The sequence below is a fragment of the Flavobacterium pallidum genome (genome assembly GCF_003097535.1).
Classification (GTDB): Bacteria; Bacteroidota; Bacteroidia; order Flavobacteriales; family Flavobacteriaceae; genus Flavobacterium; species Flavobacterium pallidum.
Map to the genome: position 1 here is coordinate 1,601,674 of NZ_CP029187.1, position 23,254 is coordinate 1,624,927.

14 protein-coding genes are annotated in these 23,254 nt (G+C 45.4%); 4 read left to right on the forward strand and 10 right to left on the reverse strand.

The window, feature by feature from the left end:
* Positions 1-378 precede the first annotated feature (378 nt).
* The 3 genes from HYN49_RS06440 to HYN49_RS06450 form a co-directional block, all read right to left on the reverse strand.
* Positions 379-1,041, reverse strand: coding sequence for a hypothetical protein (locus tag HYN49_RS06440; protein WP_108903349.1), 663 nt, complete (start codon positions 1,039-1,041; stop codon positions 379-381).
* A gap of 350 nt (positions 1,042-1,391) precedes the next feature.
* On the reverse strand, positions 1,392-2,303 hold the full coding sequence (locus HYN49_RS06445; protein ID WP_108903350.1) for a pirin family protein: 912 nt from the start codon (positions 2,301-2,303) through the stop codon (positions 1,392-1,394).
* Between the two features lie 142 nt (positions 2,304-2,445).
* Positions 2,446-3,504 carry an NAD(P)-dependent alcohol dehydrogenase gene (locus tag HYN49_RS06450; RefSeq protein ID WP_108903351.1) on the reverse strand — a complete coding sequence of 353 codons (1,059 nt, stop codon included), beginning with the start codon at positions 3,502-3,504 and terminating at the stop codon, positions 2,446-2,448.
* Positions 3,505-3,864: 360 nt separating this feature from the next.
* Here HYN49_RS06450 and HYN49_RS06455 point away from each other — a divergent pair, with 360 nt between their 5' ends.
* The 4 genes from HYN49_RS06455 to HYN49_RS06470 all read left to right on the forward strand — a co-directional run bounded on the left by HYN49_RS06455 (position 3,865) and on the right by HYN49_RS06470 (position 10,391).
* Positions 3,865-4,443, forward strand: coding sequence for a TetR/AcrR family transcriptional regulator (locus HYN49_RS06455; RefSeq protein WP_108903352.1), 579 nt, complete (start codon positions 3,865-3,867; stop codon positions 4,441-4,443).
* A gap of 188 nt (positions 4,444-4,631) precedes the next feature.
* The gene (locus tag HYN49_RS06460; RefSeq protein ID WP_108903353.1) at positions 4,632-5,762 is read left to right on the forward strand and encodes an efflux RND transporter periplasmic adaptor subunit; all 1,131 of its coding nucleotides are present in this window, start codon (positions 4,632-4,634) and stop codon (positions 5,760-5,762) included.
* 24 nt (positions 5,763-5,786) lie between these two features.
* The gene (locus HYN49_RS06465; RefSeq protein WP_108903354.1) at positions 5,787-8,966 is read left to right on the forward strand and encodes an efflux RND transporter permease subunit; all 3,180 of its coding nucleotides are present in this window, start codon (positions 5,787-5,789) and stop codon (positions 8,964-8,966) included.
* An 18-nt stretch (positions 8,967-8,984) separates the two neighbouring features.
* Positions 8,985-10,391, forward strand: a complete 1,407-nt coding sequence (locus tag HYN49_RS06470; RefSeq protein WP_245892280.1) for an efflux transporter outer membrane subunit — start codon at positions 8,985-8,987, stop codon at positions 10,389-10,391.
* Positions 10,392-10,533: 142 nt separating this feature from the next.
* Here HYN49_RS06470 and HYN49_RS06475 read toward each other — a convergent pair whose 3' ends face one another.
* The 7 genes from HYN49_RS06475 to HYN49_RS06505 form a co-directional block, all read right to left on the reverse strand.
* On the reverse strand, positions 10,534-11,697 hold the full coding sequence (locus tag HYN49_RS06475) for a DUF3095 domain-containing protein (protein ID WP_108903356.1): 1,164 nt from the start codon (positions 11,695-11,697) through the stop codon (positions 10,534-10,536).
* A gap of 250 nt (positions 11,698-11,947) precedes the next feature.
* Positions 11,948-12,649, reverse strand: a complete 702-nt coding sequence (locus HYN49_RS06480) for a fibronectin type III domain-containing protein (RefSeq protein ID WP_108903357.1) — start codon at positions 12,647-12,649, stop codon at positions 11,948-11,950.
* On the reverse strand, positions 12,646-15,921 hold the full coding sequence (locus HYN49_RS06485) for a carbohydrate-binding protein (RefSeq protein WP_108903358.1): 3,276 nt from the start codon (positions 15,919-15,921) through the stop codon (positions 12,646-12,648). The genes HYN49_RS06480 and HYN49_RS06485 overlap by 4 nt, the downstream gene beginning before the upstream one ends.
* A gap of 21 nt (positions 15,922-15,942) precedes the next feature.
* The gene (locus tag HYN49_RS06490) at positions 15,943-17,403 is read right to left on the reverse strand and encodes a glycoside hydrolase family 30 protein (protein WP_108903359.1); all 1,461 of its coding nucleotides are present in this window, start codon (positions 17,401-17,403) and stop codon (positions 15,943-15,945) included.
* A 115-nt stretch (positions 17,404-17,518) separates the two neighbouring features.
* A complete protein-coding gene (locus tag HYN49_RS06495; protein ID WP_146185059.1) occupies positions 17,519-18,415 on the reverse strand; it encodes a hypothetical protein in 897 nt (298 codons plus the stop codon).
* An 18-nt stretch (positions 18,416-18,433) separates the two neighbouring features.
* Positions 18,434-19,939, reverse strand: coding sequence for a RagB/SusD family nutrient uptake outer membrane protein (locus HYN49_RS06500; RefSeq protein WP_108903361.1), 1,506 nt, complete (start codon positions 19,937-19,939; stop codon positions 18,434-18,436).
* Positions 19,940-19,955: 16 nt separating this feature from the next.
* Positions 19,956-23,015 (reverse strand): SusC/RagA family TonB-linked outer membrane protein, encoded by a 3,060-nt coding sequence (locus HYN49_RS06505; RefSeq protein ID WP_245892282.1) that lies wholly within the window; start codon positions 23,013-23,015, stop codon positions 19,956-19,958.
* Positions 23,016-23,254 lie beyond the last annotated feature (239 nt).

Consider the following 23,254-nt stretch of genomic DNA (forward strand, 5'->3'; position numbering starts at 1 on the left):
TAATCCCGTCAAAGCTTTGCTTCCGTAAGCTGATGGAAAAAAAAAGTGAAGCCGTGCCAACGGCTTTTTGCTTTTTGTGCAGGCTCCCCCAAAAAGGATCAGCGAAGCTAATCCCGTTAAAGCTTTGCTTCCGTAAGCTGATGGAAAAAAAAGTGAAGCCGTGCCAACGGCTTTTTGCTTTTTGTGCAGGCTCCCCCAAAAAGGATCAGCGAAGCTAATCCCGTCAAAGCTTTGCTTCCGTAAGCTGATGGAAATAAAAAAAAGTGAAGCCGTGCTAACGGCTTTTGTTTTCGTGAAGACAACTCCACGTGGGATCAACGCAGTTAATCCCTGTAAAAGCACTGCTTTTGTGAACTAATGCACCTATCACTTGTTTTCCTATTTCGAAAAATAAAACTTCTTCAAGATTTCATACTGATAATCCAACATCTCATTAGCCATTGCAGAAGTAACCTGATATTCATTAGCCCCTGAAGAAGTTATTTTGCTTATAGAAAAATGCCCTGATAAATTTGGTGTTTTGTTATCGAACGAATAAGGCAGATTTAACATGAATTCTTCCGTGAAAAGTAAAATGTCATCGCTAAAAACGGATTTTGGTTTCATGCCTGAGGCATATATCTCGGTGTTTCCGTCAAAATTTTTAATAATCACAGCATTGCTATTTATAATCTCGTCACCGCTTAACTGAATACTGATGATGTAAATTTCATCGACTTTATTCGAATTCTTCTTTTTTGCGATAATTTCTCCCCACATTGACTCATTAATTCCAGGTACAAATAATTCATCCATTAAAACCAGCGCATCGAGCAAGTCCTTATATTGGTTATCTTGAATCTTCAAATCAATAAATCGTTGCGTCTCTTTGTTTAAGGCAGCTTTTTGGGCGATAATAATTTTTGATTTTAAGTTCCGCACAAAATCGGTATCTATCGAAATAAATTTTTTCGTATCGTAATACGGCTCTGAATTAGTTATGTGCTGCCCTCTACAAGTTGCTATCAACAACAGGCCAAATAAAATTATTATATTTTTCATTTCGACTATTTAAAAATCTTAAGACCATTAAATATTGCCTTTCAACAACACCTTGCTCTTTCCTGATTTCATTTTCAAAATTGCTTTGTGTTTATTAAATTCATCAATGTCTATCGGCGACTCATTTCTTTAATTATTATCAGCAGGATTAGGGTTTCCATCTGGATTAATGATTTGCTCCGCAGTTTCATATTTTCTGGCGTTTATAAATATTTCGGCATTTATAAGTCATGCGCCAAACCCATTTCAGCAGCGAAGTTACTCTCTTATCTTCCAAAACAATATTGCTAGAAATAAAGAATGCGAAAAAAGATCACTCCTGAATTCGTAAAAAAAATATTGGGGAACATTCACGACAGCGGATCCGGCCTTGGTCCGCCCGCCGGTTTCGAAGGGTCATCGGGTAACGGAATGTATTCCAGGTTGTCATTTGGGGGCAATACGATACGCCCCTGTTTCCAATCTTCTTTTGCCTGTTCTATGCGTTCTTTTCGGGAGGATACGAAATTCCACCAGATGTAACGGTCGCCCAAAGGCTCGCCGCCAAGCAGCATCAGTGTAGCGGTTTCCAACGCGATGATCAGTGGATCGACCCCTTTGGTAAAAACCAGCATCTGGCCTTTGCTATACTTCACGCCCGATACTTCCACACTGCCATTCACGATATAAAACGATCTTTCGGAATGTTCTTTGGGTAATCCGAATCTTGCGCCCTGCTGCAATACAACATGAAGATAAAACATGGGCGATTTTGTTTTAACGTCGTTTTTTAAACCATATGCTTCACCGGCAATGAGGCGCATCCAGATGCCTTTATCAGTAAAAACAGGAAGGCGGTCTGCGCTGTAATTATCAAACTCCGGATCGGCTTCCTCGTCTTTTTCAGGCAGAGCAACCCAGGTTTGTATCATTTCCAGTCCACCGACCAGAGCCGCAGGATCTTCAAACCTTTCGGAATGGGAAATGCCGCTTCCTGCAGTCATCCAATTGACCTCTCCCGGACGGATGATCTGCTTTACGCCGAGGCTGTCGCGGTGTGTGACCTGTCCACCAAATAAATAACTCACCGTTGATAAGCCGATATGCGGATGGGGCAGTACATCGAGTGACTTAGGGTTAGCAGGCAGGTTTGAAACGGGTCCTGCATGATCCATGAAGATAAAAGGCCCGATCATCCTTCGTTGCCGGAATGGCAGGATCCGCTGCACTTTCATGGATTCGCTGATCGCTGCAGTCCGGGACTCAATTACGATGTCTAACATGATTATATTTTAATGATTATCGAAAAGCATTATACCAAATTTAACCACTGAGGAAATAAGAAAAATTCCTTAATGGTTAAATTTATCTCAAAAGAATTCATTCTGCTTTCCTTCTTTTTTTAAAGTTTCTGGCCAATTAATGTTAGCTTTTTAAGGATGCCATATCAATCACAAAACGGTATTTCACATCCGCTTTTAAAAGCCGCTCATAAGCTTCATTGATATCCTGCATCTTAATCATTTCAATTTCTGAAACGATGTTATGCTCCCCACAGAAATCAAGCATCTCCTGGGTTTCCTTAATCCCTCCGATCAATGAACCCGCAACGGATTTCCTTCCCAAAATCATAGGGACAGAATTTAAGATTGGGTCCAAACCGCCTAAATAACCCACTAGCACTAATGTTCCGCTGATATTTAATGTGGCAACGTACGGATTGATGTCATGTACATACGGTACCGTATCAATGATCACGTCAAATTTTCCGGCAACGGATTCCATTTGGGAATCGTCGGTAGAGATGATGACTTCATCAGCACCAAGCGATTTGGCTTCTTCGATTTTACCCGGGGTTCTCGAAAATAAAGTGACCGATGCGCCCAGTCCTTTTGCGAGTTTGATGGCCATATGGCCTAAACCGCCCAGTCCAACCACCGCCACTTTACTGTCTTTGCCAACGTTCCAGTGCCTCAACGGCGACCATGTCGTAATACCGGCGCAAAGTAACGGTGCCACAGCGGCAAGGTTTAAATTTTCAGGGACTTTTAAAACAAAGCCTTCTGTGACAGTAATGCTTTCAGAATAACCGCCGTGTGTAGGCTGGTCAAGGTATTTATCGTGTCCGCCGTAAGTGCCCACCCAACCATTCTGGCAATATTGCTCCAGGGATTGTTTACAGCTGTTGCAGGTTTGACACGAATCAACGAGGCAACCGACACCGGCTAAATCGCCGACCTTGAATTTGGTCACTTCACTGCCTACATTGGTAACACGTCCAACGATTTCATGGCCCGGAACTACCGGATATGTTGTCCAGCCCCAGTCGTTGCGGGCCGTGTGCAAGTCGGAGTGGCAGACACCACAGTAGAGTATCTCGATTTCAACGTCGGTCGGGTTTACGGTGCGGCGCTGGATGGTCAATGGTTTTAGGTCTGCTTCGGGTGCATCGGTGCCGAAGGCTTTTGTGCTTTTTGTTTCCATAATTATTTGAGTGGTTATTTTAAATTAGGTACCGACGCTGCGGTTTGCGGCGTTGGCAGGATTGTAAATTTAATCAATTTATGAATTGACGTGATTAATATATTGTAATGAAATTCGGTTACTTCAAATATCGGTGTTGCCGGTTTCGAAGCGGTAGCTGCGTGAGGGATGGAAGCGGCAGCCCGCAGCGAGGTACGAGCGAGGACTATAGCGGACAGCCCGACGGCAGCTGCGGGAAGCGTTAATTTTACTTAGGTTTTGATACGCTGCCGGCACGCAAAAAAAAAATAAAAAAAATATTTCATTTTGGAATGGTTGTTCCAAAATAGTTTTTATCTTTGCCAAAGAAATTTCCACATCATGGCACGCACTGTAGAATTTAATGAGGCTGAAACAATCGAAAAGGCGATGAACGTCTTTTGGGAGAAAGGCTATCATGGTACTTCAATGCAGGATCTGGTGGAAGCGATGCAGATCAACCGCAGCAGTTTATACAATACGATAGGCGACAAGCACTGCCTGTTCCTGAAATGCATCAGCAATTATGCAGAAGCCGGAATGGCGGAAGTGAAGGCGAAAGCGGCCAGGGAAACTTCGGCGTTGCAGGCAATCATTAATATAATCCGTGACAAGGCGGCGTGGGTGGTGGATTGTGAGAAAGGCTGCCTGGGTGTAAAGACCATTTTTGAAATTGCCCCGGAAGATGCACAGGTGCGGAACCTTTTGAACAAGAACAATGAGATGTACCTCGAATTCCTGACCAGCCTGGTCCAGAAAGCCATCGATGATAAGGAATTGGACAGCAGGGAGGATGCAGCACTGGTTGCAGAATATATCATGACGACATTTACGGGATGGAAGCAGGCCTATATTTTACACGGCAACCCAATATCGATTAAGAAGATGTCGGAATTCCTGATTAAGAGTATTACCAAATAGTTTTTTTACCCTTTTCTGGAACGTTTATTTCAGAAAAGATAACAAAATGATAACATCGGGCAGCAGCTTTTCGGAATAAGTATTTCAGGAAAACGCTGTAAAATTAACACTAAAATGCTGACAATCAGCTATAATTTTGAAACAATCATTCCAGAATAATAAATTAGAAATCACAAATCAATAATCATATGAAAACAATGCTTTCCTTAAGCCTGATGGCTTTAATCTTAATCGGTTGTGCCAATAAAAATGAAGACGCACCAACTGCTCCCCCGGCGACGCTGCCTGTTTTGGACGTGGCGCTCCAATCGGCTTCGACCGATACTGAATTTCCTGTGGCCATACAGGGTAAAAACGATGTGGAGATCCGTCCGCAGGTTAATGGTACTTTAGATAAAATTTATGTTGATGAAGGGGCGTATGTAAACCAGGGATCACCTTTATTCAAGATCAATGACAATGTTTACCGCCAGCAACTCAATAATGCGGTCGCCGGTTTAAATGCTGCCGAAGCTGCTTTGGTAAATGCTCAATTGGAAGTCGATAAACTGACGCCTTTGACACAAAATAAAGTCGTTTCCGATTATCAATTGAAAACTGCCAAAGCCAATGTAGGTATTGCCAAAGCCAATGTGTCTGCAGGAAAAGCCGCAGTGGCCGCTGCACAAATCAACCTGGATTATACCTTGATTAAAGCGCCGGTAAGCGGTTACATCGGAAGGCTGCCGAAGAAACAGGGAAGCCTTGTTGGGACTGCCGATCCGGAAGCCTTGACAAGGGTTTCGGATACAAAAGAAGTGTACGCCTATTTTTCTTTGGGTGAAAATGACTTCATCAACTTTAAGTCAAGCCACAACGGCGCGACCATTAATGACAAGTTGAAAAACCTGCCGCCGGTTTCGCTGGTGTTGTCCGATGAATCAGTTTACCCGCAAAACGGGAAAATCGACATGGTCGACGGGCAGTTCGATAAAACGACCGGAGCGATTACATTGCGCGCCAAATTCCCGAATGCAAACGGATTGCTGCGTTCCGGAAATACCGGAAAAGTTAGGATCAGCATGGCCCAGGAAAACACGATTGTGATTCCGCAGGATGCCACCGTGGAAATACAGGACAAATTGTATGTATTTGTCGTTGATAAAAAGAACGCCGTAGCCAGGCAACCGATCAGTATTTCAGGTAAAAGCGGAAATAATTACTTGGTAAAAGACGGGATCAAGAGCGGTGACCGCATAGTGTTAAAAGGCTTCGAAAATTTACCTGACGGGGCCGTAATTAATCCTGAAACACCTAAAAAATCAGTAGCCAAAATATAAGCTAACTCACTAAAAACCATACACATGTTACAGAAATTCATTGACAGGCCAGTACTGTCGACAGTCATCGCTATTCTTATAGTGATCCTGGGAACCATAGGGCTTACCACGCTCCCTTTACAACAATTCCCCGATATTGCACCGCCGGCGGTACAGGTGGTGGCCCTTTATCCGGGTGCGAATGCTGAAACCGTATTGCGCTCTGTGGCGCCTTCGCTTGAAGAAGCCATTAACGGCGTGGAAAACATGAGCTATATGAGTTCTACCGCGAGTAATGACGGTTCGTTAGTGATTACCGTAAACTTCAAGCTTGGTACCGATCCGGATCAGGCGGCTGTAAACGTACAAAACCGCGTGTCACAGGCTACAAGCCAATTGCCCGCCGAAGTCGTCCAGGCGGGAATACAAACCACCAAAAAGCAAAACAGCCTTTTGATGGTAGTCGATCTGTATTCAGATAATGAAGCACAATACGACCAGACGTTCCTGAACAATTATGCGCAGATCAACATCATCCCTGACATCAAGAGGATTCCGGGAGTAGGGCAGGCCATCATCTTTGGAGGAAATAAGGATTACTCCATGCGGGTATGGCTGAATCCGGCCAAAATGGCGAATTACAAAATAAGCGCGCAGGAAGTCCTTGCAGCCATCCAGGACAAAAACCTTGAAGCGGCTCCAGGCCGGTTTGGCGAAAGTAGCAAACAGGCGTTTGAATATGTGATAAAATACAAAGGAAAACTGAACAATCCGGGCGAATACGAAAACATCGTAATCCATTCCGATGCCGATGGTTCTGTGTTGAGGTTGAAAGATGTCGCCCGCATCGAATTCGGTTCGTATTCCTATGGAAGCGGTACGCGCATCGATGGGAAACAAGGCCTGAATATTGGTATTTTCCAGTTGCCCGGCTCGAATTCCAGCGACGTACAGATTGCCATTCGTGAGATGATGGAAAAGGCTTCGAAGGATTTTCCGAAAGATGTGAAGCACCTGATCCTTTACAATACGAAGGATTCGTTGGATATGTCCATCTCTCAGGTAAAATCAACTTTAATTGAAGCCTTTATATTGGTATTCCTTGTCGTGTTCCTGTTCCTTCAGGATTTCAGGGCAACTTTGATTCCTGCCATCGCGGTTCCGGTTTCGATTTTAGGAACGTTCTTCTTCATGCAGATTTTCGGGTTTTCGGTGAACTTACTGACGTTATTCGCTTTGGTTCTGGCCATCGGAATTGTAGTCGATGATGCAATTGTAGTCGTCGAGGCGGTCCATGAGAAAATGCACAGCAAAAGGCTCTCAGCCAAAGCGGCGACGACTTCTGCGATGAGCGAAATCACCGGAGCCATCATATCGATAACCTTGGTGATGTCGGCGGTATTCTTGCCTGTTGGTTTTATGGAAGGCTCTACCGGTGTGTTTTACCGACAGTTTGCCTTTACACTGGCCATTGCGATCGTCATTTCCGCAGTCAATGCACTTACCTTAAGTCCGGCACTCGCAGCCTTGTTCTTAAAAGACTTGCCTCATGATGGGCACGCTTCTGAAGGGCATGCGGAACCGAAACCAAAAAGTTTCAAAGAGAAATTCTTTATCGGATTCAACAGCGGCTTCAACAAACTGACGGACAAATACGTTAAAAGCCTTCGTTTCCTGATCAAATATAAATCAATCAGCCTTGGTGGATTGGCAGTAATCATTTTAGCCACCGTATATATGGTGAAAACCACGCCAACAGGATTCATACCATCTGAAGACCAGGGGTTCATCGCCATATCGATGTCGATGCCTGCGGGAGCATCTTTAGACAGGACCCAGACTGTGATGAAGGAAGTCGAAGGGACCTTAGGCAATCTGCCATCGAAAAAAGTACTGAACATCATTTCAGGTTTCAACATGCTCACAAGTTCTACAAGTTCCTCAGCCGGAGTTGCATTTATCCTGTTAAAGCCAGCAAAAGAGCGTGGTGAACTCCAGGACATCAACGACATCATGAACGATGTGCGCGGCAGGCTGGCTGGGGTGAAAGGTGCCAATTTCTTCGTATTCACGTTCCCGACCGTTCCCGGTTTCAGCAACGTCGATGCCCTCGATATTGTATTGAAAGACAAAACAGGCGGAAGCATCAGCAAATTCAGCGGTGTCAGCAATGCGTTTATAGGCGAATTATTCAAACGTCCTGAGATTGCCGTCGCCTTCACGAGTTTCAAGGCAGATTTCCCACAATTGGAAATGGAAGTGGATGATGTAAAAGCAGAACAACTCGGCGTGCGCGTCAGGGATATCCTGCAAACCATGCAAACGTATTACGGTAGTGCCCAGGCGTCGGATTTCAACCGTTTCGGGAAATATTACCGCGTCATGGTACAGGCCGATGCTGCAGCAAGGACATCGCCTGAATCGATGAATAATATTTTCGTCAAAAACAAATTCGGCGAAATGGTGCCGGTAAGTTCCCTGGTGACGCTTAAACATGTCAACGGTCCGGAAACTGCTTCAAGGTACAACCTGTTCAGTTCCATCGGGATCAATGCCATCGCCAAACCGGGTTTCAGTTCGGGAGCTGCCATTAAAGCCGTTCAGGAAGTGGCCGAAACCAAATTGCCTAAAGGGTATACGATTGAATTTTCAGGCTTGACCAACGAAGAAATCACCTCTTCAGGTCAGTCGGCAATGATATTCGGGCTGAGCTTACTGTTTGTGTTTTTCCTTCTGGCGGCACAATATGAAAGCTACATCCTGCCTGCCGCGGTCATCCTGTCTATCCCGACAGGTATCTTCGGGGTGTTTGCAGCCATTGGCATGACCGGGATCGAGAACAACATTTATGTACAGGTCGCTTTGATTATGCTCATCGGGTTGCTGGCGAAAAATGCCATCCTTATTGTAGAATACGCGCTGCAAAGAAGACGTGCAGGTAAATCACTGCTGGCATCAGCACTTGAAGCTGCCAAGCTCCGTTTGCGCCCGATTATCATGACCTCCTTCGCGTTTGTCGTCGGGTTGATACCGATGATGCGCGCCACAGGGCCGTCTGCCTTAGGGAACCATTCGATCAGTATCGGTGCTGCGGGCGGCATGATTTCAGGAGTAGTCCTCGGGATCTTCATCATCCCGGTATTGTTCATCATTTTCCAGTATTTACAGGAAAAAGTGACCGGGGTGCCATTGGCAGTATTGAACAACGAAAAGCATTCACATTAATAAACCAAAATCATGAACTTGAATTTCAATATAAATATCAAAAGGAGTATTTTATTGCTTTTGCTGGCCACGACGGCAAGTAGCTGGAGCCAGGATAATACGGTTGCCGTTCCGGATAACTTCAGGAATTACGCTTCCGCAGATACTACCAACATCGCCGACATCGGATGGAAGTCATTCTTCCGGGAGAATGACCTTACCCAACTGATTGACGAAGCTTTGGCAAAAAACAACGATTTACAGATTGCCGAAAAGAACATCGAAATTGCAAACCTGCAATACAAGCAGGCGCGATTGGGCAATATTCCACAAGTCAATGCATATGCCAATGCGGCTACAAACCGGCTTTCAGAAAATAGTTTAAACGGACAGAGTACGAACGCGCTTTTAGGCAAGAAGCATCTTGAGGATTATTCCGCCGGGCTGAACCTTTCCTGGGAAGCCGATATCTGGGGTAAGATTAGAAACCGCAAAAAAGGTGGCTTGGCAGGATATATGCAAACCAAAGAAGCGAAGAAAGCATTGCAAACAGCCGTTGTAGCTAATGTCTCCAATGGATTTTACGACCTGTTGATGCTCGATGCCCAGCTCGAAATTGCAAGAAAAACACTGACCTTGAGTGACAGTACCGTCTTTGTCGTAGGCCTGCAATACGATGCCGGGCAGGTGACGCTTCTGGCAAAACAGCAAACCGAGGCGCAACGCCTTGTTGCCGCGCAGCTTATTCCGCAAATCGAACAACAGATACAGATCCAGGAAAATGCGCTCAGCGTATTGGCAGGAAGGTTTCCGCAATCGCAGGAACGCAGCAGCCTATTGAACAATCTAGCCATACAGGAAAACCTTTCAGCAGGGATCCCGGCGCAATTGCTCAGCAAACGCCCTGATGTGAAAAGTGCGGAACTTGCAGTAGATGTGGCCAATGCTAAAGTGGGTGTTGCAAAAGCAAGCCTGTATCCGTCATTGAATATCACCGCTGCCACCGGCGTCAATTCGTTTGAACTGAACAATTGGTTTAATATTCCGGCCTCACTCTTTGGGACTGTAGCCGGTGGTTTAACCGCGCCATTGTTTAATGGCAAAAGGCTGAGGACACAATACGAAGTGGCCAAGGCCGAGCGCGAACAGGCGATTTTAAATTTTAAGCAGACGGTTATCGTGGCCGTGAGCGAAGTCTCCAACGCTTTGGTGAGCATAGATAAACTGGAGAAAGAATATACCATCGCCGACGAGCGCGTCGGCACATTAAAGAAATCAATCACAAATGCCAATTTGCTTTTCAAAAATGGCATGGCGACTTACCTTGAAGTGATTGTGGCGCAAAGCAACCTGCTGCAGGCGGAGTTGGAACTGGCTGCGATCAGGAAAGAAAGATTGTCTGCCAATGTCGGGCTTTACCGGGCCTTAGGCGGCGGCTGGCAATGATTGTGATTTGTGTTTTTGGTTTGCCCCGTTTTGTGAAAAGCGGGGCTTTTTTTGTTATAGTCGGGAAAGTTAGAAAAGTCCGGAAGACCGAAAGTTGTAATTTTTAGTTTGAAGGGAGAAACCAGTCCTCCTTTTTTATGCTTCAAGCTTTCGGTCTTTCGGACTTCCCTAACTTTTCTTTCAACATCCTCGCAGCCTGTGTATATCCGCCATCAGAACCATCTACAAAATGTATATGGTCGTCCTTGACATCCCGGACATAACAGGACATAATCGAGGCATTGCTTAGATGCATGCCGTAAACAATTTCATTGTTCGCTTCCATGTGGTCCAATAATTCCTGGAGCGACTCCCTTTGTTTCCTGGTGCCTGAAATTACAGTGTTGATCTTGCCGTCCATAACAAGGGTGTCCGACATTTCGACGAGGCTTTTGAGGTATTTTTTTCCGTTCCGGGTCTTGAAATAAAAGTATATGAAGCCTGTAAAAATCCAGTGCTGTATCAGCTCAATGATTTTAATGCGCCCGATCCTGAGACGCATCTCCATGCCCAGGCGGTTGAAGGTGGTCTTCAGCCTGAGTTTGGCGATGGATATCGGTTGGCGCTTTTCGGGATCACCATAAAGTTCGTCGATTTTATTCAGGATGCGCTTAAATATTTCTGCCTGTTGGGAGACTTCGCGCGCGATGATGAGCAGCGTTACGATTTCTTCCTTGTCCTCCGGTGGCGGAATCTTGTCCCAACGGCATTGCATGCCATTAAGGTCCAGGTCTTCTTTTCCGACATCGGGATGATTAAAAATGTAATGGTCGCCTTTGATGAGTTGTTCTGCGTAATTCAATCCGTTGCCTAAAACAATCGGAATGGCAAAATTGGCCGAACTGCTGAACCGTGCAATCCGGATCTGATGCCCATCCGTATGCAGTTTTTGAACCGGGACACTACTGGCACGCAGTTCGAGGTTGAAATTTTCGAGCGTATTGTTCTTATAAACCGTAAGCGCTTTCATGATCCTGTCGATCATGCTGTCCGGGATAATAAAAGTGGCCCCGTCACCGCCAAAGAAAAACGGGATGGTAACATTCATACTGAAAGCGATATTCAGTACCGTAACGATGCTGCCCGTGGCAATGAAATTAACCTGCTCATGCCGGTTGTCCATTACTGCCTGCGTACTCCCTTTGATATCGGTAATCACGACGTGCCAGTCTTCGGGAACGCTGCTGAACAGTGTTTCATCGCCGAGCAATTCAGAGATGCCTGATTGGTGTAATTCCAGCCGGGAATAGAAATGGTTGTTTGCCATGTGTGACGGATGAGATGTAAAGTTACGAAGTTTAGGTTTTGAACAGCGACATCATCTTGAACGGATCACCGCGTGAGGGATGGAAGCGGCAGCCCGGAGCCTGTAAGGCGAGGACTATAGCAAACAGCCCGACGGCGCTGCAATTGCCCGAAGGCAGCGGAAGTGTTTCATAGCGCCGGCACGCCATAAAAATGCACAAAAAAGCCCCACTTTTCAGCGAGGCTCCAAAACAAAAAAATAAAAATCTCAATTATAAAGCCTTAAACTGGAATATCGGCGAGTCTGACGTATTGCCTGACTGGTCTTTAGTAACCACTTTCCAGTAATAGGTAGTGTTCCCGGAAACCGGAATATCATTCAGGTTTTGTGTGGAAGTCGTGCCTTTTAAGGTCGACGGATTGTTGTTAGTATCCAGGTACAGTTTGTATTCCACGATATCATTGTCGACATCGCTGCCGCTCCACTGGAAATTCACCGTTGGTCCGGGAACCGAGCTGCTGTTGCCCGGGGCGATGGCTTCCGCCGGGAAAGGTGCGTAGTTGACCACGCCATCGCCGGCATTGTAAAACTTCCTTTTTTCGCTGATGGCGGTCTGGCTGCTGGCTGTAGATTTCGAAATCACCCACCACGAGAAAGGCGTGCTTTTAGGCAGTGTGACATCGAGCGTCGTACCTGCGCCGGCTTCATACTGCGTTGTGAGTTGTGTGTTCAGGTTTTTGACGTAAACCGAATAAGCATCGGTGAAGTCGGATGCGTTCCATTCAAAGGTTATTTTGCTTTGCGTATCAGATACATTTTGACCCGAAAGGCATTCTGAATTGTTGATGGGTGAAATGAGTATGGCGGCAACGGGGTTTTCCCCTTCGCTTTCTCCGCCTCCGCCACCTCCGCCACCGCAGCTTAACAAGGAAAAGCAAGCGGCTGCAAATATATATTTTGATATTATTTTCATTGCCTGATGAATTTAGAATTGTAAATCGAATTGCCTGAAATGACTTTTATCGTATAAGTCCCTGCGGCAAGTGCACCGATATTGGCTGCGTATTGGCTTTCGCCTGAAGGGAACGTGCTGTCAATGACGCGTTTGCCGATCATCGAATATACCTGTAGGCTGACTTCCTGGTTTTGCTGTGGCGGAACCGAAAAATACAGCAATCCGTCCTTCACCGGATTTGGATAGACCAATAGCGTATCATCCACCATAAATTCCTGACGGAATACGCCCTGGCAATCCTTATCGGTTTTTACTTCAAGTATGTTCAGGCCTGGTTTTACGTTTAGGGTAATGGCATTTTCACTTGTGGCATAAACGATGCCATTCAGATTGATGCGATAAGCACTACCTCCTGCCAGATCAATGGTAACGCTATAGTCTTCTGCAGACGGCCTTGACAGTACAGCAAGATCCGTAGGTTCCTGCACAACAATGGAGTAACATCTTTTAAAAGTGGGGATGGTTGGAATGGTGATGCAAAGCGAATAGGTGCCTGCGGAAAGGTTTTCGAAAGCCGTATTTGCAGTGAAATTGGTAGTATTATTCACAACGCCACTTAAGGTAGCCAGAAATGGATGATTTGCTACAGATGTGATGCTGATGCTGCCGTTGTTGGCACTGCGGCAGGTTTCAGCTGTGTTTTGTATGGAAAAATTGTTGAAAGGCAGACTGAAAATCGTGCAGCCGTTGAAATCCACCACATCCGTTTCGGGCGTATTCGGGCAGTTGTCGTGGTTATTGGATACGTTGTCGTTATCATCGTCGGCAAGGATCAGGTTCAGGTTTACCCAGTTGAAATTGAAGCCGGGATCGACGACCGTAAACCGTGCCATATAACGCCCGGCAGGAAGTGCCGCCTGTGAGGCCACCGTATTCCAGGTTTGCCAGCCGCCGGTAGGAGGAAGGGTAACGGTTTGGATGTCAGTTGTTGTTTCATTAATCAGTTGAAATTTGATTTTTCCTGTAGCCGATTCTCCCGAAGTGCGGTAGTCGATTTTGTAATTTCCCGCCTCTCCGATATTGACAAGGTATTCGAGGTAGTCACCGCTGTCGGTATATCCCATATCAGAGCCACCGCCGGTATCGGTTGTGGTTTCGATCGTGAGTCCGCTGTTTGAAAAAAAATTCTCAGTTTCGATTTTCCCGGAAATCCCGATGATGTTCCCAACATTGTTTTTGACCGGTTTATCTGTAAAAACAGTTTGTGGTGAATTGTCTGTTGAAATAATGTTGGTGCCATTGTACGATATGGTAATCACATCTGAAGCATTTACTGCCGTTGCAGGTTTGATGCTGATTGTTGTGGTGCTTCCTGGTTTGAAAGCAATGGAAGCAATGGCTGCGGCATTTCCGTTCACTTTCAGCTGGAAATTGCTTTGGGAAAAATCGATTCCCGTAACGAGGCTTTTATTAAAAGCAACGTTTATTTTATCGCCTAAGATATTCGTGGCAGCATCAATGGTCTTTAACGCTACTGCAGATGGACTGTGCGGATTCTTAAAGTCGAGGTAATTCAGGTTAAAATTCCCGCTTTCGAAGTATACTTTGATTTTGTTAACGCCTTGTTTCAGGATGACATCCGTAAGCGTCACCATGCCCCAAGTTGCAAAGCCACCGGTTCCGGGAAGCGTGATGCTTTCAGAAATGCGCCCTGCAGCATCTTCAAGATAAATTTTGCCGGTTGATGACGGTGTGGCATAACGGATATCAATATCATAAGCGGTATCTGCAGCAACATCCAGCGTATAAAGCAGCCATTCATTCGTTTCCAGGAAGCCGACCTGGTAGCCATTTGAAGGACTGTCTGTAGCAGGCTGAATATCCACAGCGTCGTTGCGCATGCTCCAGCCCTGGTTCCAGGCCGCAAAAGTACCCGTATCGGTACGGTAGTTTGCAATGTCTTTGTCAAAATAGGCCACGCCATTGTGCCCCATGTCAAACTCGGTAGCAAAGACTTTTCCCGGCAGCGGATGGTTGCGGTATTTTTTGGTTTCTGAAGTCTGTACCTGGCGGAACATGGCATCGATCACATCGCGGCGAAGGGTGACGTTCTGCATCTTAAAATTCTCAGCGATTTGCATCAGCGCATTTTTGGCGTAAGTTACGGTAGGTGCTGTGCCGCCATTTTGCCAGTAATTGAGCAGTACGCCATATTCCGGGGTTTTTGTAACCGAAGCGGGCCCGGCGATATTGTCGATTTTTTTCATTGGCCACCAGGCCCAGCCAATGTTATTTGATTCCATCAGTGAAATGGCATCTTTAAACCAGACGTTCGAGTTTTCGCCGCTTTCGCCAAGCCAAATGGGAACGTTGAGCTGCGTCCTGTAATTCAGCATGCCCTGGATCGATGCCTGGGTGTTGTAATTCCAATATTTATGGAAACTCAGTGCCATATTATTATCCCATAAGCCGCTGCTCAGGATGCCGTTGTAGTTGTTCCCCCAGCAATTTCCTTCGATAAAAATCAGGTGGTTCGTATCGACCTGACGGATGGCCTGAGTGATTGCGACCATCAGGTTTTTCAGTGGGATGTTGTTGTTTTCTGCACAGCCATTCGCGTTCGCGCCTTCGAAATTCCAGTTAGGCTCATTGATGATGTCATAAGCCCCGATCCACGGACTGTCTTTGTAACGCAAGGCCAGTTTTTGCCAAAGCGCGATCATCTTATCCTTATTTGCCTGACTTTCCCACAGCGAAGGTTTCGTATCATCATAATCTGAAATATTGGCATCATGTCCTTGTCCGCCCGGAGCAGCATGCATGTCGAGGATGAGGTACATATTGTTTTCGGCACACCAGTTTAAAAGGTTGTCGGTCATCGTAAAACCTTCGTCAAGCCATGTATTCTGGCCGGCAACCGGTTCCTGCTCAATCGGTAAGGTATACAAATTATAATGCATCGGCAAACGGATGGAATTGAAGCCCCAGGCCGCCAATGAGTCGATGTCGCGTTTGGTGATACCGTTGTCGCGGTATGCCTGGTAGAATTCTTCCGTATTTGCAGCCCCGATGAGGTCGGTGATCTTCTGTTTGATCTTATGCTGCGACCCGGCAAAAGCATCGGTTTGCAGCATATAGCCTTCCTGGACCATCCAGCCGCCGAGTCCGAGGCCGCGCAGGATGACGTTCTGCCCACTCCCATTGACAATATTCTGTCCGTCGCGGTGCAAAAATTGCCCGAACGAGAAAGTGCTAACGGAAATGAGAAGTATTAAAAATATCTTTTTCATAGTAGTTGGTTGTTGTAACGATTAATACACCAGTGTCTGGATGCCGTGTGCAGGAATGGTTACCGATGCTTTTTTATTTTCGACGCAAAGATTGTAGGTGACTTCGGCGGCACTTTGGTTCATGACCACGGTGATCATCTTGCCATCGGTGTTGAGGAACGACGTGCTTAAAAGCTGGCTGCGGCTCGCTACCGTACTGATCCTTTTGGCATCCGGCCTGATAAATTTTGAAAAGTGCCCGATGTAATAATATGATGGCGTATAAATCAATTCGCCTGTGGTCGTATCGGCATGGATAGGGGCCAGGCAGAAATTGCCTACATGGTTCGGTCCGCCGGTCTGGTCCAGAAGGATGTTCCAGTCGGTCCAGCCTACGGTCCCGTTATTGAAGTCGTTGATCATCGAGGCACCGTACCTTTCGCCATTTGCCCAAAGCTGGTATTTTGAAGCATCAAATTTTTCAACGCAGCCTTCAGTGAAAATCAGGTTTTTGGTAGGATAAGCCTCATGTACTTTTTGCACATTGTCATACATCGGTTCGCCGCCCGCCCAGGTTTCATACCAGTGGAATCCCATTCCCCACGCATATTTTGTGGCTTCCGGATCAGAGAAAATCACATTGGCACGGTGGTTCATCAAATCGCGGTTGTGGTCCCAGACGATGATTTTTTTGCTGCCCAATCCTTCCCTGGCCATGGTTGGCCCAAGGTAATTTTTCAGGAAATCGCGTTCCGCTTCGGCAGTGAAGATGCAGGATTCCCAGGTTTGCGTTGCCATAGGCTCATTCTGCACGGATATTCCCCAAATCGGCATGCCTTCTTTTTCATAAGCCTTGATGAATTTCGTAAAATAATTGGCCCAGGCCTGATCGTATTCGGGCAATAAGGTGCCGCCCTGGAGCATGGTTTTGTTGCTTTTCATGAATGGCGGCGGGCTCCACGGGCTTGCGTACAGCAATAGCTTTCCGCCGGCGGTTTCGGTGGCTTTTTTAATCAGCGGGATCCTGAATTGCCTGTCGTGGTCGATGCTGAATGTTTTCAGGTCCTTGTCGCCTTCCTGTACGTACGTATAACTTCCGCTGCTGAAATCAGAGCTGTGTATTGTGGTTCGCATCAGCGAATAACCGATGCCTTTGTCTTTAGAATAATACGCATTGAGGAATTCCTGTTGTTTGTCTTTAGGTAATTTGGCAAAAACTTCGGCGCTGGCATCAGTAATGGCACCGCCAATCCCCATAAAAGTCTGGAACTGTTTTTTGGGTTCCACAAAAACGGAAATTTCCTTTTCTACAGGTTGTTCTGCTTTTGTAAATTCCAGTTTTTGGGTTTCTGATAATTTTGAACTGGAATTTTCAGCGGTCGTATACACAGTGATGCTTCTTCCGGCTGTAGAGAAGGCTTTGATTGATTGCTTTTTCTTTGGCTGCGCGAAAGCCATAGCCGAAAATAAAAGGCACAATATTTTAATATGGTCTTTTCTCATTCGTTTGTTTATTGATGATGGTTTTAAGATGATTGTATTGCGGGAGTAATTTTTAAAAATAGCCCATAACCCGGAAAGGTTACAGGCTATTTTAAACTAACTCAAACTTAACTTATTAATTTGCTTTTCCGCGCAGGGAAATATTGGTTGCCGATATGACCGAATTTGTATCACCCCCTGATTTGATAAGGAAATAATAGTCACCTGTGGTTTCCACCTTAACGATTCCTTTTTTAGTGGCCGTTCCCGAATCGTTTTCACAGTTTAAGGAGGAAAGCGTGCCATTAAAAGGAGAAGGGACGTTGTTGCCGCAATCCCAACTGCTCAGGCGTAAAATTTTATCCCCTCCATAGTCGTGGTTGTCCATAGGCTGTTCGTTCAGGATATAAATTTCAAACCAGGTATAACTGATGCCTGCGTCGCTTTTGACCACCATATCTACATTATATTCCTTACCACCCTGCAGCGTTACTTTTTGGTAAATTCCTTTTTGCTGGTAGTTGTCGCCGATAAAAGTGGCGCTACCAAAGCTGCCGTTGGTTCCCGGAGTAAGGGTAACGCTTGCATCGGCAGCGCTGATATTTACAATGGTCCATTTGTCGATATCGGCCTGTGTCTTGAATTTTCCGCCCAAAAGCAGGTTTCCTGAAACAGGATCCGGTGTTGTAACAACAATCTGCTGGCTTATTGAAGCCGTTTTGCCTCCTATACCACCGGCAGTATGCGTAATGATATAAGTGTCGGCATCAGGGAAAAATACATCTTCCCTGTCCGAACCGATAGAAGGAGGAACTCCATCGTCAAAATTCCACTTGTGAGAGATCGCTTGTAAATCTGCTGCCTGAAATGAATAATGATTCGCAGAAGGATTCGTAATCGTAAATGAGGCATCGGGAGTGGTTTCAACCAAGCTATTTCCGCTTCCTGTTTCATCAGGGGAGCATCCGGAAAATGATCCGATTGCCATAGAAGCGAACATCAGGAACGATATTTTTCTTATTGTTATTTTCATTATCTGATATATTAATGATTAATAATTTGGATTTTGGAGGATTTTGGTGTTCCCGATTTCTGTCAATGGAATCGGCCAGATTTCGTTCTTATTCGCAGTGAAACCTTTTGCAGGTCCTAAAACCGCAGGTCCTTGTCCCGTGCGTACTAAATCGAACCAGCGGTGGCCTTCACCTGCAAGTTCCAAACGCCTTTCGCTCATGATTGCAGGTATGGAAACAGGTACAGAAGTTAATCCTACCCTAGCGCGTACGGCATCCAGCAAGGCCTGTGCACGTTGGCCAGATCCGCCCAGAGCCTCAGCCTCCATAAGATAAGTGTCGGCAAGCCTGATGATGTATGAATCGATACCATAGTTCAGTTCTATAGTACCGCCTGAAGTACTGCGATCCGTAGTCAAAGGAAGGTACTTTTTCAGGAAGTGCCCGGTATCCATGTAACCTGGAGAATAGCCTGCAGCACCTGCTGCTGATAACGCTTCCATATCAAGGATAGTGTATTGAAAACGTGGGTCTCCTTCCATAGCATTGTAAAGGTCATCGGTCACGGTGTTAAAACTCCAGCCGCCGGCAAGATCAGGAGCGACATTTGTAATCCTTTGGAAACCACGTGGTCCGATCATTTGTGACATAGAGTTGCCTTCGTCTGATCCGGATCCCCAATTGTCCCATGTGGCACGGCTGGTAGATACGTGTACGGCTTCAAGGATGGATTCTGCATTGAATTTGTTTGCAGGATTCCAAAGATCACCATAACTGGCAAGTAAATGATATCCATAAACGCTGGTTCCGCCAGGGGTTCCGTTTACCACTGCAAACTGCTCTGCAGCCTGGCTGTTTTTCCCTTCATACAAGTATACTTTTCCAAGTAATGCCTGTACGGCACCTTTTGAAAGTCTGCCGCCCTCACTAGCGATATTCAGGGTCGCAGGCAATACGTCCATGGCTTCTGTAAGGTCTGTCTCAATCTGAGCATAGACTTCTTCCGGAGTAGCCTGTTCTACATCATAAATCGTGAGAGGATCAATAGGTGCCGTGAACAAAGGAACATTTTTAAATGTCCTTACGAGTTCGAAATAATAATAAGCCCTTAATCCTTTCGCTTCAGCGATAAATCTCGCTTTTTTATTTTCGTCCATTGTAATTCCGGTAATTTTCGAAAGGAAAAGGTTGGCACGGAAAATACCCTGGAAATAATCGCTCCAGTAGCTTTTTGGCATTGTAGCAGGGCTCAGGCTGTAGTTCGAAAACGACTGGATTCCGGTACCGTCATTGGCGCCGCCGCCGCCTGCGTAGAAATCATCTGACCCTGCATTCAGGAATGTTACCATATTTTCGAAACCTCCGGTATGCTTCTTCATGATGTCATAAACGGAAATCAAAGCGGAATAGGCTTCTGTTTCGTTAGTATAGTAACTGGTTTCAAGTTCTGAACCCTCAGGCTGTAGCGTAATAAAATCTTCGCTGCAGGAAAATGCCACCCCAATAAGGGCTGACATGGCTAAAAAGTATTTTAATTTTTTCATTTTCACAATTTTTATTTTAGAATTGAAGGTTCACACCAAACATGAATGACTTGGCCTGTGGATAGTATCCGCGGTCGATACCGTATACATTTCCACCGATTTCAGGATCATATCCTGTGTATTTGGTGAAAGTAAAGAGGTTTTCCCCGGTAACAAACAGCCTGACTTTGTCCAGCCCAGCCTTGCCTATAATGTCATTAGGCAGTGAATACCCTAATTGTATTTGCTTGATCCTGAAATAGTCACCGTCCTGAAGGTAGAAATTGGAAGGATTTGTGAAGTTTCCGTTTTTGTCGTCACTGGTTAGTCTCGGATACGTGTTTGAAGTGCCTTCTCCTGTCCAGCGTCCTAATGCGGCTGTCTGGAAGTTTGGTGCCATCCCCAGATCCAATCTGCGTAATCCCTGATAAATCTGGTTTCCGCCTACACCTTGTCCAAAAACAAGTAAATCGAAACCTTTATAAGCCACATTCAGTGTCAGTCCATAAGTAATATCCGGGAACGGATTGCCTATGTAGTCACGGTCTTTATCATTGATGACACCATTGTCGTCAAGATCTTTCCATTTGAAATCCCCAGGAACCGCATTTGGCTGTATCATTACTCCGGCAGAGTTGGTGTAAGCATCTATTTCCGCCTGGTTTTGGAATATACCATTGGTTTCAAAGCCGTAAAAAGCGTTGTATGGCTGTCCTACTTCCACCCTTGTGATGTTGTATGCGGTGCCCTGAACCCTTTCGCCGTTCAGGAAGTCGATACCCGGACTGATTCCAGTGACTTCATTTTTCAATGTAGCCATGTTACCGCTTAGGTTTACTGTCCAATCTCCAAACTTTTTGCGGTAGTTCATTTCCAACTCAAACCCCCTGTTTGTCATTGAGCCCACATTGCCTACTGGATTCACTGTGGCTCCCACATAACCAGGTAGTTCGATATCACGCAAAATGCCTGTCGTTTTCTTGTAGTAATAATCCAGGTTGATATAAAGGTTGTTGAACAGGGTGAATTCCAATCCTAAATCGGTTTGTGTAGTTTCTTCCCAGGCTAATCCAGGGTTAGGGATTGAAAGCGGTGAGCTTCCTACAATGACGTTTCCATCTGAACCAACAGGGTAATTATTCGAGGATTGTATGATTGGTGCATAGGCAAAATCCCTCAATACATCGGTACCGGTTACACCCCAGCTCCCTCTTAATTTCAACTGTGTCAATACTTTGTTTTCAGGCCAGAATGCTTCTTTGGTAGGTACCCATCCAAGCGAGAAAGAAGGGAAATTACCGTATTTATGGTCTGAACCAAACCTTGTCGAGCCGTCCCTCCTTATGGTAGCGGTCAAGAGGTACTTTTCATTGTAATCATAGTTAATCCTTGCGAAAAGAGAAGCCAACTTATGTGATGTGAATGTATATCCCGCAGCTTCAATATCAGCGGGTAGTGTGGTCCAGCCAAAGGAAGCTTCCTTATAGTCATTTGTAGGCTGATTGTTGTACCTGACCCATTGGCCGCCACCCTTACCATATTGATAGGCACCCTGACCAGCCAATATTGTAAAGTTGTGCCCTTTTATGTCGTTAGAGTAGGAGATGGTGTTTTCGATCTGGTAGTCTTCAGTGGTGTTTGTCGACTTGAACAGGTTGTTTCGGGGTGTTACCCATACAGCAGAAAGATAATACATTGGTGTAAAACTGTAATCCCCATAATTCGCTTTCTTGTAGGTGTAATTTGTTTTCAATTTCAAACCTTTGACAGGCTCCATTTGAAGGTAGGCGTTTCCTACAATATTTTCGGCCCAGCTATAGTTACCCAGGCGTGTTTTTTGGTAAGCAACAGGATTGGTGATTTCATTTCCTACGTAAGGAGAAATTCCATAAGCATTCCCATTTTCGTCTCTGACAACCGTTGCGATTGTATATGGGCTCTGTGCTAATTCTGCTGGATCAGTTTGTATTACCGGTGTTACAGGGTCAAGGTTGATAGCGGAAGCAAGAGGACCGCCATATTCACTATTCGTATTTCCCAATCCGACTGTTTTTTCCCGGGCATAGCCGAAATTTTCGCCGAATGTAAAAATCTTCCCGAATTTGTGTTCTGAATTAATCCTGAAGTTTTTACGGTTGTAGTTTGAAATCGCTGTAGAGACAATTCCCTCCTCATCACGGATACCATAAGAAAGATAGAAATTCGAATTGTCATTGCCACCGCTCAGGCTCACTTCATGAGAGGTACGTTGTGCACTTTTGTTAAAGATCTGTTCCTGCCAATCAGTTCCTTCCCCCAAGGTAGAAGCATTAGGATACCTGATGTCGCCGCCTCCGTTGACAAGGGCTTCATTGATGAGTGTCGCATATTGAGTCGCGTTAAGCAGGTCGAGCTTTCTTGCCGCTTTAGACGTTCCGGCGTAACCATTATATCTTACGGTCAATTTGCCGCTTTTTCCTTTCCTGGTGGTAATCAGGATAACACCGGATGCGCCTCTTGTACCGTAAATTGCAGCTGATGCGGCATCCTTAAGTACTTCTATTGACTCAACGTCGGATTGATTGAGATAACTTACCGCGCTGGCCTCAAGTACCACGCCATCCACCACATAAAGAGGGTCGTTACCACCGTTAAGTGTAGTAATACCACGTATACGCACTGTAGATGCAGATCCAGGTTGTCCGGCATTTTGTGAAATCATCACGCCGGCAACACGTCCTTGCAGGGACTGTTCAATCCTTGTGATCGGCAGGTTTTCAATATCTTTTGCTTTTACACTGGAAATTGCACCAGTAACAACGCTTTTTTTCTGCGTTCCATATCCCACAACGACCACTTCGTTAAGACTTTGGGCTTCCGGTTCCATTTTAACATCAATGGTAGTACGTCCATTAATGTTTTCCGTAACACTACGGTAACTGATAAAGGTAAAAACCAGAGTGCCTTTTGAATCGGCCTTGATTTGGAATTTACCATCCATGTCCGTGGCTACTGTCCGCGAACTTTGCTGGTCTAAAACTGTGACACCTGGCATGGGCAGGCCACCTTCATCATACACTTTTCCCGAAATAGACACTTCCTGAGCGTGTGTGGCCATCGAGAATAGAATTGACAAAAAACAAAAGAATCGTAGTTTTGTAAATTTCATATTTCTGAAAATTTTGGTTAGTTAATTATTGATTCATGACAATATTAAACTTATTTTTTTTGTATCAATAATTATCTGTTATTACAAAAACCCATCATTATGTAGTTTTTAATTATACAAAAACCCATCAAAAAAATCATAAATTATTGATTTTTAATTTTTTAATTTTTTATTTTAACTGTTACGAA